Source organism: Stutzerimonas sp. Brlt_14, assembly GCF_051948915.1.
GTDB lineage: Bacteria > Pseudomonadota > Gammaproteobacteria > Pseudomonadales > Pseudomonadaceae > Stutzerimonas > Stutzerimonas stutzeri.
The window spans coordinates 1-13,777 of sequence record NZ_JAYJLM010000011.1; the positions used below are offsets into that span (position 1 = coordinate 1).

At 61.5% G+C, this 13,777-nt stretch carries 15 protein-coding genes; 7 read left to right on the plus strand and 8 right to left on the minus strand.

Going from position 1 to position 13,777, the window contains the following annotated elements; translation table 11 throughout:
• Positions 1-43: 43 nt before the first annotated feature.
• Positions 44-487 (minus strand): MarR family winged helix-turn-helix transcriptional regulator, encoded by a 444-nt coding sequence (locus VF716_RS20195; RefSeq protein WP_011913456.1) that lies wholly within the window; start codon positions 485-487, stop codon positions 44-46.
• 80 nt (positions 488-567) lie between these two features.
• On the opposite strand from VF716_RS20195, the gene VF716_RS20200 reads away from it, so the two are divergent.
• Positions 568-1,734 carry an aminotransferase-like domain-containing protein gene (locus VF716_RS20200; RefSeq protein WP_020308852.1) on the plus strand — a complete coding sequence of 389 codons (1,167 nt, stop codon included), beginning with the start codon at positions 568-570 and terminating at the stop codon, positions 1,732-1,734.
• A 46-nt stretch (positions 1,735-1,780) separates the two neighbouring features.
• Positions 1,781-2,383 carry a glutathione S-transferase family protein gene (locus VF716_RS20205; RefSeq protein ID WP_019406875.1) on the plus strand — a complete coding sequence of 201 codons (603 nt, stop codon included), beginning with the start codon at positions 1,781-1,783 and terminating at the stop codon, positions 2,381-2,383.
• Positions 2,384-2,426: 43 nt separating this feature from the next.
• Here the strand turns inward: VF716_RS20205 and folE are convergent, their stop codons facing one another.
• The 3 genes from folE to VF716_RS20220 all read right to left on the minus strand — a co-directional run bounded on the left by folE (position 2,427) and on the right by VF716_RS20220 (position 4,285).
• Positions 2,427-2,972: a GTP cyclohydrolase I FolE gene (gene folE, locus VF716_RS20210; RefSeq protein WP_011913453.1), complete on the minus strand. Its 546-nt coding sequence runs from the start codon at positions 2,970-2,972 to the stop codon at positions 2,427-2,429.
• A 98-nt stretch (positions 2,973-3,070) separates the two neighbouring features.
• A complete protein-coding gene (locus VF716_RS20215; protein ID WP_020308853.1) occupies positions 3,071-3,631 on the minus strand; it encodes a Smr/MutS family protein in 561 nt (186 codons plus the stop codon).
• Positions 3,632-3,688: 57 nt separating this feature from the next.
• A complete protein-coding gene (locus VF716_RS20220) occupies positions 3,689-4,285 on the minus strand; it encodes a cysteine hydrolase family protein (protein ID WP_011913451.1) in 597 nt (198 codons plus the stop codon).
• Between the two features lie 302 nt (positions 4,286-4,587).
• On the opposite strand from VF716_RS20220, the gene prmB reads away from it, so the two are divergent.
• The 5 genes from prmB (at position 4,588) to rluB (ending at position 9,783) form a co-directional block, all read left to right on the plus strand.
• On the plus strand, positions 4,588-5,511 hold the full coding sequence (prmB, locus tag VF716_RS20225) for a 50S ribosomal protein L3 N(5)-glutamine methyltransferase (RefSeq protein WP_020308854.1): 924 nt from the start codon (positions 4,588-4,590) through the stop codon (positions 5,509-5,511).
• Between the two features lie 208 nt (positions 5,512-5,719).
• Positions 5,720-7,189, plus strand: a complete 1,470-nt coding sequence (gene zwf, locus VF716_RS20230) for a glucose-6-phosphate dehydrogenase (protein WP_135265919.1) — start codon at positions 5,720-5,722, stop codon at positions 7,187-7,189.
• Positions 7,176-7,889: a 6-phosphogluconolactonase gene (pgl, locus tag VF716_RS20235; RefSeq protein ID WP_017245668.1), complete on the plus strand. Its 714-nt coding sequence runs from the start codon at positions 7,176-7,178 to the stop codon at positions 7,887-7,889. Before zwf ends, pgl begins: the two co-directional genes overlap by 14 nt.
• 17 nt (positions 7,890-7,906) lie before the next feature.
• Positions 7,907-8,551 (plus strand): bifunctional 4-hydroxy-2-oxoglutarate aldolase/2-dehydro-3-deoxy-phosphogluconate aldolase, encoded by a 645-nt coding sequence (locus VF716_RS20240; RefSeq protein WP_011913447.1) that lies wholly within the window; start codon positions 7,907-7,909, stop codon positions 8,549-8,551.
• A gap of 104 nt (positions 8,552-8,655) precedes the next feature.
• Positions 8,656-9,783 (plus strand): 23S rRNA pseudouridine(2605) synthase RluB, encoded by a 1,128-nt coding sequence (gene rluB, locus VF716_RS20245; protein ID WP_125873159.1) that lies wholly within the window; start codon positions 8,656-8,658, stop codon positions 9,781-9,783.
• 44 nt (positions 9,784-9,827) lie between these two features.
• Here the strand turns inward: rluB and VF716_RS20250 are convergent, their stop codons facing one another.
• The 4 genes from VF716_RS20250 to VF716_RS20265 form a co-directional block, all read right to left on the minus strand.
• The gene (locus VF716_RS20250) at positions 9,828-10,568 is read right to left on the minus strand and encodes a YciK family oxidoreductase (protein ID WP_020308859.1); all 741 of its coding nucleotides are present in this window, start codon (positions 10,566-10,568) and stop codon (positions 9,828-9,830) included.
• A gap of 84 nt (positions 10,569-10,652) precedes the next feature.
• A complete protein-coding gene (gene mupP, locus VF716_RS20255) occupies positions 10,653-11,324 on the minus strand; it encodes an N-acetylmuramic acid 6-phosphate phosphatase MupP (RefSeq protein ID WP_014596831.1) in 672 nt (223 codons plus the stop codon).
• Positions 11,324-12,022, minus strand: coding sequence for a bifunctional 2-polyprenyl-6-hydroxyphenol methylase/3-demethylubiquinol 3-O-methyltransferase UbiG (ubiG, locus tag VF716_RS20260; RefSeq protein WP_011913443.1), 699 nt, complete (start codon positions 12,020-12,022; stop codon positions 11,324-11,326). Before ubiG ends, mupP begins: the two co-directional genes overlap by 1 nt.
• A gap of 128 nt (positions 12,023-12,150) precedes the next feature.
• Positions 12,151-13,488, minus strand: coding sequence for a TRZ/ATZ family hydrolase (locus VF716_RS20265; RefSeq protein WP_081312250.1), 1,338 nt, complete (start codon positions 13,486-13,488; stop codon positions 12,151-12,153).
• Positions 13,489-13,777 lie beyond the last annotated feature (289 nt).

Here is a 13,777-nt window from a genome sequence, read left to right on the forward strand (position 1 = left end):
CTGCGATTCCACGTGATGGAGCGCCCCGCCTCGGCGAGAGCTGTCAGCCTTTGGCCTTTTCCATGGCGAGCGCCTGGTTGACCGCGAGCCAGCCGTCTACAGACTGTTCCCCCACGTCATCGAAGGCGCGCTGTAGCAGCCTGACCTGTTCCCGGCGCAGTGCTTGCTCGAGCTTCGCTCCCTCGGCGGTGAAGCGCAGCATGCGTTTGCGCTTGTCGTCCTCCGCCGTGAGGCTTTCCACCAGATGCATTTCGATCAGTTGGCGCAATGGTGTGTTCAGCGCCTGCTTGGTAACGCCCAGGTAGCTCAGCAGTTCCTTGACGCTCAGGTCGGGATAGCTGGCGATAAAGAACAGGATGCGGTGGTGCACGCGGGACAGGCCGCGACGGGCCAGCATCTCGTCAGGCTTTGCCGTGAAAGCCTGATAGCCGAGAAAGAAGCTTTCCATTATCTGGCGCTGCACGGCGCTTTTTTTTAGGTCAGGCATATTGACGTATTTATTATGAGAGGCGTAATTTCGGTCAAGAAGTTTGACTTATTTTGCAACGCCTCGCACCTGGTATGGAAATGGCCTTCTCCGAACGTATTACTCGCCTGAAAAGCTCCCTGATTCGTGAAATTCTCGCCGCAGCCCAGCGTCCTGAGGTGATGTCCTTTGCCGGTGGGTTGCCGGCTGAGGCGATGTTACCCGCGGTGGATTGGGCCGAGCTGCCTGCGAGCATGGGGCAATACGGCATGAGCGAAGGCGAACCCGCCCTTCGCGAAGCCATCGCGGCTCAGGCCCGGGCGCTCGGCGTGCCCTGCGAGGCCAGTCAGGTGCTGATTGTCAGTGGGTCGCAACAGACGCTGGATCTCGCCTCGAAGCTGTTCATCGACTCGGGCACCGAGGTGCTGGTCGAGGCGCCGACCTATCTCGCCGCGCTGCAGTCGTTCCAGCTGTTCGGTGCACAGTGTCTGGCCGTTGCGCAGCAGGCTGACGGACCGGATCTGGCGGCACTGCGTTCCACGCTGGAGCAGCACACTCCGGCTTTCGCCTACCTGATTCCGACCTTCCAGAATCCTTCTGCGGTCCGTTACAGCGAAGCCAAGCGTGAGGCCGTTGCCGATCTGCTGGATGAATACGGTGTGACCTTGCTGGAGGACGAGCCGTACCGTGAACTGGTGTTCGACCAGGGCAGTGCCAGGCCCATCGTGTCGCGCCTCAAGCGGGCCAGCTGGATCTACACCGGCACGGTATCCAAGACGCTGCTGCCCGGTTTGCGGGTGGGCTACCTGATCGCGTCTGCGGACCTGTTTCCTTATCTGCTGCGCCTCAAGCAGTCGGCAGATCTGCATACCAATCGGATCGGGCAATGGCAGGCGTTGCAATGGCTGGGCAGCGACCATTACCAGGCGCATCTCGGACAGTTGCGCGAGTTCTACCGAGTCCGCCGCGATGCCATGCAGGCGGCGCTGAGGGAGCACTTCAGCGATCTGGCGACCTGGGAGTTGCCGCAGGGCGGGCTGTTCTTCTGGTTGACGCTCAAGCAGCCGCTTGACACGCGAACGCTGCTCAATCGAGCGCTGGCCGAGGATGTCGTGTTCATGCCCGGCGAGCCGTTCTTCGTCGAACCGGACGCAAACCCCGGCTATCTGAGGCTGAATTTCAGTCATGTCGCGGCTGAGCGCATGGACGAGGGACTACGCAGGCTGGCCCAGGTCATTCGCGACGCCGGTGCGCTGGAAGCTGCGTGAGGAGTTATTGCCGACCCGCGCCGCGGGTCGATCGGGAGGGGAGACCATGTTGAAAGTCTATGGCGATTATCGGTCGGGTAATTGCTACAAGATCAAGCTGATGCTGCACCTGCTGGACCAGCCGTACGAGTGGATTGCGATCAACATCCTTCGAGGCGAGACGCGCTCGGAGGAGTTTCTCAAGAAGAATCCGAACGGCAAGATCCCGGTGCTGGAACTCGAGGACGGCTCCTGTCTATGGGAGTCCAACGCCATCCTGAACTACCTGGCCGAGGGCAGCGAGTTCCTTCCGACCGATCCGCGCCTGCGCACTCAGGTGCTGCAGTGGCAGTTCTTCGAGCAGTACAGTCACGAGCCGTTCATTGCCGTGGCGCGGTACATCAAGGTCTATCTGGGGATGCCGGAAGAGCGGCGCGAGGAATACGAGGCCAAGCAGCTCGACGGCTATCATGCCCTTAACGTGATGGAGCAACAGCTGCTGCGCACGCCGTATCTGGTGGGTGATCACTATTCCATCGCCGACGTTGCGCTCTACGCATACACCCACGTGGCGGAAGAGGGTGGTTTCGATCTGGGGGGGTATCCAGCGATCCGTCAGTGGCTGCAGCGCGTTGCGAGCCATCCGCGGCATGTAGGCATGTACGATTGAGGAGCTAAAAAGACAGGGCCGTGAAGGCCCTGTCTTCTCTGAGCTACTTCACCAGCCCGAGAAACTCGCTACGAGTAGCGGCATTGTCGCGGAACTGGCCCAGCATCACCGATGTGACCATGGAAGAATTTTGCTTCTCGACACCGCGCATCATCATGCACATGTGCTGGGCTTCGATGACCACGGCTACACCGGAGGCTCCGGTGACCTGCTGCATCGCTTCGGCGATCTCGCGGGTCAGGTTTTCCTGAATCTGCAGTCGACGCGCATACATGTCGACGATCCGGGCGACCTTCGACAGGCCAAGCACCTTGCCGTTGGGCAGGTAGGCGACGTGCGCCTTGCCGATGAAAGGCAGCATGTGGTGTTCGCAGAGCGAATACAGCTCGATGTTCTTGACCAGCACCATCTCGCTGTTGTCGGAGCTGAACAGCGCGCCGTTGGTCACCTCTTCGAGGGTCTGCTGGTAGCCCTTGCACAGGTACTGCATGGCTTTGGCGGCGCGTTTGGGTGTGTCGAGCAGACCCTCGCGGTTAACGTCCTCGCCAAGTTGGCCAAGGATCGCGGTGTAGTGTTGTTCCAGGGACATTGAGCTACCTGTCAGGCTTCATAGGGTCGCGAACGCGAAGGGTAGGGGGCTGCCGCTCTGCTGGCAAGCCTGTCGAGCGACTGGCGTGAGCCGAGCAGTCATTCGTCGCGCCCTTCCAGCATGGTGCGCTTGAGCACCACGTAGAGTGCGCCGGTCCCCCCATGGCGCGGCAGGCAGGACGTGAAACCAAGCACCTGCGGGTGTTGCCGCAACCAGGTGTTTACGTGGCTCTTGATCAACGGGCGCTTGCCATCCAGCCGCGCGGCCTTGCCATGAGTTACGCGGACGCAACGGACTTCGAGGCGGGTTGCTTCGGCGATGAACTCCCACAGCTGTTCGCGGGCCTTTTCCACTGTCATCCCATGCAGATCCAGGCTGCCTTCGAACGGTATCTGGCCGGCCTTGAGCTTGCGCATCTGTGCGTCCTGCACGCCGTCACGCGCCCAGTAGAGCTCATCCTCCGCGCCGACGTCGATGACGAACTGGTCCGACAGTCCGTCGACGCGCGTCGAGTCGTTGTTGAGCGTGGCGTTGCTGCGGCGGGTCGCGATCTGTTCGCGGTTGCTGCGGACCTTGCCGGTTTCGGCACGGTCATGGGTTATCGGCTTGACACCGCGCACGGCCGATTGGAAGAGGGAAAAATCGTCGTCGTCTTGCATGGGGCCTCCAAACAGAAGGCCAGTTTACCCCAGCCACTGCCGCGCGCAGAAAGCGTCCTAGCGGCTCAGGGCTGCTGTGTCCGGCACGCAGACCGCAAAGTTGTCGGCAAGGATGGTCATTTCAATGCGATGGACCTGTTCGGCATCGATGCTGCCTTCGCCCATCGGCAGGTTGCGCGTGGCGCAGGCGCTGTCGACGAGAGTGCAGCGATAGCCGTAATCCTTGGCAGCGCGAACGGTGGTGCTGATGCTCGAATGGGTCATGAAGCCGCAAACGATGAGATCGAGGCGGCCGAGCTTCTGCAGCAGCTCGTGCAGCTCGGTGCCGGAAAAAGCATTGGGGAGGCGTTTGGCGACCACGGGCTCGCCGGGCAGCGGCGCGGCTTCGGGCATGATCTGTCCACGAAAACCTTGAGGATCGAACAGCCCGCCGCTGATGCCCAGGTGATGCACATGCACGATCGGTGCGCCGGCCGCGCGCGCAGCTGCCAGCAGGCGGGTGATTTCCGGTAGCGCCCGATCCAGGGCGGGCAGGGCCAGAACGCCACTGCGGTATTCCTCCTGCACGTCGATGACCAGCAGGGTGGCATTCGTCAGCGTCGCCGGGTTATAGCTGCGGCCACTGAGCTGAAGCATGGTCTGTGGCTTGGTCATTGTCGGCTCCTTGTGCTGTGAGGGGGCTGATTGTGGCGCCTGAGCGCGCCGATGTGAACCGTCCAGCCGATTGTTTCGCTTGGCAGGCGAGTGACTGCTCGGTCGCGCTCTTGACGCTCGGATTGCCGCAAAAATTCCGTGCCGAAGGGTACTGCCAGTGATCAGCGAACGCTCGCAACGAATTGGGCATTTACAAAGCTGTCTCAACTTTGCTGGCGAACCACAGGTCTCGGCAACCACCGCCGTAGCTCGGGTTTTCCGATGCCTGTTAAACTCGCGCACTTTTTACAGGAGACGCCCTTGTGACCGCTTCGCTCTCTCGCTTGCGTACCCTGCGTGACTATATTCGCTGGGCTGTCAGCCGTTTTCAGGCGGAGCAGCTGTTCTTTGGCCACGGCACCGACAACGCCTGGGACGATGCGCGTCAGCTGGTTCTGGGGGCACTTCATCTGCCGTGGGAGATGTCCGATAGCTATCTGGACTGTCGCCTGGAAGCGGATGAGTGCGAACACCTGCAGAACCTGCTGCGTCGGCGTATCGAAGAGCGCGTACCGACTGCCTACCTGCTGGGGCAGGCCTGGTTCTGTGGCCTGCCGTTCATTGTCGATGAGCGCGTGCTCATTCCGAGGTCGCCCATCGGTGAGCTGATCGAGCATCGTTTCGAACCCTGGCTGCCCGATACCCCGAAACGCATCCTTGATCTTTGCACCGGGTCGGGCTGCATCGGTATCGCCTGTGCGTATGAATTCCTCGAAGCAGAAGTCGTGCTGGCGGACATCTCGTTCGATGCGCTCGAGGTGGCCAACCGCAACATCGAGCAGCATGGTCTCGAAGAGCGCGTCTACACCGTGCAAAGCGATGGTTTCGACGGGCTGCCCAATCAGCGCTTCGACCTGATCGTGTCGAACCCGCCGTATGTCGACGCCGAGGATTTCGCGGATATGCCAGATGAGTTCCATCATGAGCCGGAGCTCGGCCTGGCGTGCGGTAACGATGGGCTGGACCTGGTCCGTCGCATGCTCGCCGAAGCCGCGGATCACCTTACCGACGATGGTGTGCTGATCGTCGAGGTGGGCAACAGTCAGGTTCATGTTCAGGCGCTGTATCCGGAAGTGGATTTCACCTGGCTGGAATTCACCCGTGGTGGACATGGCGTATTCCTGCTGGCCGCACAGCAATGCCGAAAGCATCAGGCACTGTTCCGCTCGCGCCTGGCGGAGAGCTGATCGGTTTTATCTGGAAGGGCGTAGCGCTCGAATCTTCTACTCCTCGCCAGTCCGGCCCTGCATGGCCGATTGGCGAATCTCGCTGAGCATTTGCCCCGCATGGTGGTCTGCATAGAAGTCCGATCGGGAATCTGTGCCGCTGGCTGGCTGCAATTCCGATCGGTCAGTGTTCGAGCCGTCATTCACTGACCATTGAAGTGGACAGCCCATGCCAGGCATCACCGTAGAACCAACCACTTTTTCCTTGTTCGGCGCCCTGGGCGATCTTGCGCTGCGCAAGCTGTTTCCGGCGCTTTACCAGCTGGATCGTGCCGGTCTGCTGCATGGCGATACGCGAATCCTTGCGCTGTCGCGTGAAGGTGGTGAGCCTGAGGCGCACAAGTCGCGAATCATTCAGGCGTTGCGAGCACGCGTACCGGCTGGCGAACTCGACGAGCCGGCGCTTGAGCGCTTTGCCGAGCGGCTGCGCTACCTCACCATGGATTTCCGTCGCGGTGAGGACTACGCGGCGCTTCGAGAGTGCATACCGCAGGACTTGCCCCTGGTCGCCTATTTCGCAACGCCCGCCGCGGTGTATGGCGACATCTGCAGGTTCCTCGCGGCGAGCGGGCTCGCCGAACAGGCCCGGGTCGTTCTGGAGAAGCCCATCGGTCACGATCTCGAATCGTCCAGGGTAATCAACGATGCCGTTGCCGAGCATTTTCCTGAGAGCCGTATCTACCGCATCGACCACTATCTCGGTAAGGAAACCGTCCAGAATCTGATCGCGCTGCGCTTCGCCAACAGCCTGTTCGAAACTCAGTGGGACCAGCACCATATTTCCCACGTCGAGATCACCGTGGCCGAAACGGTGGGCATCGAAGGCCGTTGGGGCTATTTCGATCAGGCCGGCCAGCTGCGCGACATGGTGCAGAACCACTTGCTGCAGCTGCTCTGCCTGATCGCCATGGATCCGCCGAGCAATCTCACCGCTGACAGCATCCGTGACGAGAAAGTGAAGGTGCTCAAGGCACTGGCTCCGATCACGGCCGAATCCATCCATCAGCGGGTCGTGCGCGGGCAGTACGCGGCGGGCAACGTAGGTGGCGTTTCGGTGCCGGGTTATCTGGACGAGGAGAATTCCAACGCGCAGAGCAGCACCGAGACGTTCGTCGCCTTGCGGGCCGATATCTGCAACTGGCGATGGTCCGGCGTGCCGTTCTACCTGCGTACCGGCAAGCGCATGGCGCAGAAGCTGTCGCAGATCGTCATCCATTTCAAGGAGCCGCCGTTCTACATCTTCGCCCCCGAGCAACGCGCGCTGATCAGCAATCGCCTGATCATCCGCCTGCAACCGGATGAAGGCATTTCGCTGCAAGTCATGACCAAGGAGCAGGGGCTGGACAAGGGCATGCATCTTCGCAGTGGGCCGCTGCAGCTGAATTTCTCGGAGACTTATAAAAGCGCGCGAATTCCGGATGCTTATGAGCGCCTGTTGCTCGAGGTGATGCAAGGCAACCAGAATCTGTTCGTGCGCAGGGATGAAATCGAATATGCGTGGCATTGGTGCGATCAGTTGATCGACGGTTGGAGTCGGCTCGGTGCTGAGCTCAAACTGTACCCGGCGGGTTCCTGGGGGCCGGTCGCTTCGATTGCACTGATCACGCGCGACGGGAGGGCGTGGTATGGCGATCTCTGAACTGGATTTACCCACGGGCGTGATCGCCCATAGCTCGGCGGACGCGCAGCGGCAGGCCGAACTGATGGCCGACAGCGTCGCCAAGGCGTTGCGCTACGCGGTACAGACACACGGCGTCGCAAGTCTGGTGGTATCCGGTGGGCGGAGCCCGGTTGCGTTCTTCGAGTCCCTCTCTAGGCGAGAGCTGGACTGGGCAAAGATCCAGATCAGCCTGGCCGACGAGCGCTGGGTCTCGCCAACCGATCCGGCCAGCAACGAAGGCTTGCTGCGGCGCCACCTTCTGCAGAATGCCGCGAATGCCGCCCGGTTGATCGGGCTCTACCAGCCAGCCGACTCGCTCGAGCAGGCTGCGGGCTTCGCCAATGCGGCGCTCGACCAATTGCATCAGCCGATCGATGTGCTCGTGCTCGGCATGGGCGACGACGGGCACACCGCTTCGCTGTTCCCTGGCAGCGCCAACTTGGCGCATGCCTTGCGGGAGGATTGTCCCGAGCGCTGTGTGGCTACGCAGGCACCGGTCGCCCCCGAGGCCCGCCTGACGATGACCTATCCTCTACTGGCCTGCGCCAGGATGCAGTGTCTGGCCATTCAAGGCAGCGAAAAGCTTGAAACCCTGCGTGTAGCGCTGAGTGCCGATCCATTGCAGATGCCCATCCGGGCATTCCTGCACGCTCCGCTCGAAATCTACTGGTGCCCGTGAGGCCCGAGGACTCCTGCATGACCATGGACCAGAAGAATGCCCTGATCGAACAGATCTGCGTCGCGGCGCGGATTCTGCCGGTCATCACCATTGGCAGCGAAGAGCAGATCCTGCCGCTCGCCGATGCCTTGTCGGCGGGTGGCCTGCGTACCCTGGAGATTACCTTGCGCTCGCGTCATGGCCTGACCGCTATTCAGCGGTTGCGCCAGGAACGACCGGACCTCTGCATCGGCGCCGGAACCGTCCTCGACCGGCGCATGATGGACGAAGTGGAGGCGGCCGGCGCCCAGTTCATCGTCACGCCGGGCTCTACCCGCGACATCCTCGAAGCCGGGGTGAGCTGCTCGGTACCCTTGCTACCGGGCGCGAGCAGTGCGTCCGACGTCATGGAAGGCTACGCGCTGGGTTATCGGCGCTTCAAACTGTTCCCGGCCGAGGTGTGTGGCGGCATCGCCGCGCTCAAGGCCCTCGGCGGACCGTTCGGGGACGTTCGGTTCTGCCCGACCGGTGGGGTGAGCGCTGCCAACGCAGCCCAGTACCTGGCGCTGGCTAACGTCATGTGTGTCGGCGGTACCTGGATGATCGACAGCGCAACGCTGGAGCGCGGCGACTGGGCGGGCATCCAGCAGCGCACCGCGGAGGCCCTGGCCGCTTTGCCCTAGGTCGGACTGGCGCCGCCGTCCGACTGGCGCAAGGTGCGCAGCCGGCATGATCCGCGTATGATTCGCGCCCTTTCAATCGGATTGCCACACCGGGAGGTGCCCAGATGACCGAGCACGAAGAAACCACGATCCACGCCACGCACGGCGAGAAGCTGCAGAAAGTCCTTGCCCGTCTGGGCATCGCGTCGCGTCGCGACGTCGAAAAGTGGATCGTCGAGGGCCGCGTCAAGGTCAATGGCGCGGTTGCCACACTCGGCCAGCGTGTCGATTCCCATGACGCCATCGCGGTCGATGGCCGCCTGCTCAAGCGCGAAGAAACCAGCCAGGTGGTGCGGCGTGTGCTGATCTACAACAAGCCCGACGGCGAGATCTGCACCCGCAACGACCCCGAAGGCCGCCCTACGGTGTTCGATCGCCTGCCACGTCCCAAGGAGGGCCGCTGGATCAACATCGGCCGGCTCGATATCAACACGACGGGGCTGCTGCTGTTCACCACTGACGGTGAGCTGGCCAATCGTCTGATGCACCCCTCATACGAGATGGACCGGGAATACGCGGTACGTGTGCGCGGCGAGGTCGACGACGAGATGATCGAGCGGCTGAAGACCGGGGTGATGCTGGAGGACGGTCCGGCGCGCTTCACCGATATCCAGGAAGCGCCTGGCGGCGAAGGCTTCAACCATTGGTATCACTGCGTGGTCATGGAAGGCCGCAACCGTGAGGTTCGTCGGCTCTGGGAATCCCAGGGGCTGGTCGTCAGCCGGCTGAAGCGTGTCCGTTTCGGGCCGGTGTTCATGACGTCCGACTTGCCGATGGGGCGTTGGCGCGAGATGTCGCAAGCCGAGGTGGACATTCTCAGCGAGGAGGTTGGCCTAAAGCCGGTCGCCTTGCCGTGTATGAAGGCCAAGACGAAGGAGAAGATTGACCGCATGCAGCGCAAGGTGGCCAAGCCACTGGGGCGAGGCGAGCGGCGGTCACGTGTACTTCGTCCTGCCCACGAAGCCGACATGCCTGTAGCGGATAAACCGCGTGCGGCACGAGATGACAAGAGCGAGCGCAAACAGCGCGGCAGCGAAAAGCCGCGTGGTACGCCGGTTGCCGAGCGTCCGGGGGATACCCGCAAGGGCGGCAAGCGCCACGAAGGCGGCGGGCGATCATCGGGTCCGGCGAGGAAGCCGGCCGGAGAAGGTCAGCGGCCCGGCTTCGGGCGCGAGCGTAGCAAGCGTCCCTGAGCGGTCTGCAGCGCAGCGCAGTGGATGACTGCGCTGCGCGGACTTCATTGCGCGTTCAGCGCCTGGCCGTTGATGCCGACGCTATCCGGGCCCATCAGGTACAGATAGACCGGCATGATTTCTTCCGGCAATGGATTGACGAGCGGGTTCTCGCCCGGGTACGCCTTGGCGCGCATGTCGGTCCGAGTAGCGCCCGGGTTGATGCTGTTGGCGCGCACCGACGCGGTATCGTCCAGCTCGTCGGCCAGAACCTGCATCAGTCCTTCCGTGGCGAACTTCGATACGGCGTAGGCACCCCAGTAGGCGCGGCCTTTGCGTCCGACGCTGCTGGAGGTGAAGATCACCGAGGCGTCTTTGGAGAGCTTGAGCAGCGGTAGCAGGGTGCTGGTCAGCATGAACATGGCATTCACGTTGATCTGCATGACTCGCATGAAATTGTCGCCGGACAACTGCTCGATCGGCGTGCGAGGGCCAACGATCGCAGCGTTGTGCAGCAATCCGTCCAGGTGTCCGAATTCCCGCTCGATCATGGCTGCCAGCTCGTCGTACTGATGCGGCAGGGCTGTCTCCAGGTTGAAGGGGATGACAGCGGGGCGCGGATGGCCGGCTGCTTCGATTTCGTCGTACACCCGATTCAGATTGTCTTCATTCTTGCCCAGTAACAGCACGGTAGCTCCGTGGGCCGCGTAGGCCTTGGCAGCAGCTTCACCGATGCCCCGGCCAGCGCCGGTGACCAGGATGATGCGCCCTGTGAGCAGGTCGGGGCGGGCGGAATACTCGAACATCGGATGCCTCGTAAATCGAAAGTGATGGGTGCTTCGGCAATTACTGCCGAGTGATGATGCTGTGGTGGTGACCCTATGGCTGTTTCAGCAACTGCACAGGGCGCTGTCCAGGACCTGGCGCAGATCCAGCGGGTGATCCACCACTACGTCCGCGCCCCAATTGCTCGGGTTGTCTTGCGGATGGATATAGCCATAGCGCACCGCGGCCGTCCTGCTGCCCGCCGCTCGTCCCGATTCGATGTCGCGCAGGTCATCACCGACGAACAGGACCGCAGAAGGATCAAGGTCGAGCTGTTTGCACGCGAGGATCATCGGCTCGGGGTCGGGCTTGCTATTGGCGACGTGATCAGGACAGACCAGCACGGCAGAGCGGGACGCCAGGCCCAGCTGCTGCATGATCGGTTCGGCGAAACGCAGCGGCTTGTTGGTTACCACACCCCAGCGCAGGTTGGATCGCTCGATTTCGTCCAGCAGTTCCGCCATGCCGTCGTAGAGGCGGCTATGCACGGCGCAATGCTCCTGGTAGCGCGCAAGAAACTCCAGGCGCAATGCTTCGAACTCGTCCGACATGGGGTCCACATCGAAGGCGCCGAGCACCATGGCTCTGGCACCACCGGACACCACATCACGAATCTGTTGATCCGGCACCGGCTCCAGGCCGCGCGCAATCCGCATGGCCTGCGCCACGGCGATGAAATCGGGAGCGGTATCGAGCAGGGTACCGTCCATGTCGAACAGAACAGCGCGCAGGCGCATCAGGACTCCTTGACGGTCTGGACCATGTAGTTGACGTCGACGTCCGCCGACAGCTTGTAGTGCTTGGTCAGCGGGTTGTAGGTAAGGCCGATGATGTCCTTCACGGCCAAGCCGGCATCACGGCTCCAGGCGCCGAGCTCGGAAGGACGGATGAATTTCTTGAAGTCATGTGTGCCGCGCGGAAGCAGCTGCAACACATACTCCGCGCCGATGATGGCGAACGCGTAGGCTTTCGGGTTGCGGTTGATGGTGGAGAAGAACACCTGGCCGCCCGGTTTGACCAGTGTGGCGCAGGCCCGGATGACCGAGGCCGGGTCCGGTACGTGTTCGAGCATCTCGAGACAGGTGACCACGTCGAACTGCTCCGGTGCCTCTGCGGCCATGGCTTCGGCGGTGATCTGCCGATAATCGATTTCGAGTCCGGATTCGAGAAGGTGCAGGCGCGCAACCGACAGCGGAGCCTCGCCCATGTCGATGCCAGTCACCTGAGCGCCACGCTGCGCCATGGCCTCGCTCAGGATGCCGCCACCGCAGCCGATGTCGATGACTTTCTTTCCGGCCAGAGAGATGTGCTCGTCTATCCAATTGACCCGTAATGGATTGATCTCATGCAGTGGCTTGAACTCACTCTCGCGATCCCACCAGCGATGTGCAAGGGCTTCGAATTTGGCGATTTCAGCGTGGTCGACGTTGCTCATGGTCTGGTCCGTTTATAAAGCTTGAAGAAGAAGCTTGAGCTGCAATCGCTCATGTTGCCAGCTTCGGATAGCGGCGAGGGCGCATAGGTCATTCGGTCGCGGGGGTCCTGCATATCTACTCGCCTTCGTCACTGGCTGTCCGTGCTGGCAATCCGGGCGCCCCATTGGCGGGCATTCGCGATGACACGCTGCTCGTCCATCCGGGTCAGCTTGCCGTTGTTCAACAACTGTTTTCCTCCTACCCAGACATGCCGGACGGCGTCTCGCCCTGTGGAATAGATCAGCTGAGAAACCGGATCGTATATTGGTTGCTGAGCCAAACCGGAGAGATCGACGGCGACCAGGTCGGCGAATTTTCCGATCTCCAGCGAGCCGGTGTGATCATCGATCCCCAACGCCCTTGCACCATTGAGCGTAGCCATGCGCAATGCGCGATGTGCATCCAGGGCGGTCGCTGAACCGGCGACCGCCTTGGCCAGCAACGCGGCGGTACGGGTTTCGCCAAGCAGATCCAGATCGTTGTTGCTCGCGGCGCCATCGGTGCCAATGGCAACATTGACTCCGGCTTCCCACAGGCGCTCTACAGGACAGAAGCCGCTGGCGAGCTTCAAGTTCGATTCGGGGCAATGAATGACACTGCAGTTATGCTCGGTGAGCAACGCGATGTCTTCTTCGTCGACCTGGGTCATATGCACAGCCTGGAACCGAGGACCGAGCAACTGGAGTCGCGCGAGCCTGACCAAGGGGCGTTCGCCATGCTTGTGCAGCGCCTCTTGGATCTCGTGCGCGGTTTCATGGACGTGCATATGAATGCAGGCGTCCATCTCGGCGACCAGAATTCTGATGTTTTCGAGTTTGTCATCCGCAACCGAATAAGGCGCGTGGGGCCCGAATGCGATCGAGATACGCGGGTGATGCTTGAGATCATCGAACAACGCCACGCCATTGCGTAGCGCCTCGTCCGCGTCGCGTGCGCCGGGTACGGGGAAATCGAGCACAGGGACGGCAATCTGTGCTCGTACGCCATGCTTATGTACCAGTTCGCTTACTACAGCGGGGTGGAAATACATGTCAGAGAAGCAGGTGATGCCGCCTTTGAGCTGCTCGGCAATGGCCAGTTCGGTGCCGCAGCGCACGAAGTCTTCGTCGACCCAGCGTGCTTCGGCCGGCCAGATGTGGTCGCGCAGCCAGCGTTGCAGTGGTAGATCATCGGCCAGCCCACGAAACAGCGTCATCGCCGCGTGTCCGTGTGTATTGATCAGGCCGGGAGCCAATATCATTCCTTCGAGTTCGAGCTTCTCCTGCGCCGGATGCTTGAGTGCTTCCTCACGCGGTGCGATGAGTACGATACGTCCATCACGGATGCCCAATCCATGCCCCTTGAGCACTACTCCCGCTGGCTCGACCGGAACCAGCCAGGTCGGAAATAGAAGCAGATCTAGCGGAGTGAGGCTTTGCTGGGACATGGGGAGCCGTGACTGGATGAGAAGGTCGACTAGTGTAATGGCTGGGGACGCTGGATTGAAGGAAGCCGTAACGCAGGTTGCAGCAGGCGTCCTGGTAGCGCTGCACTGCCTCTATATAAAGAGAGGGCAAATGCCATGGATGAAAACCGAAATAAACGGTTGACGGCTGTTTTCAGGTGCCTATAATGCGCACCACTTCCGGCGCAGTCCTCAAGCAAAACCTCTTGTAAATCAAAAGGTTAGCTAAATAAAAGGGTTGCACTGGTGGCGGATTCGAGTAGAATGCGCC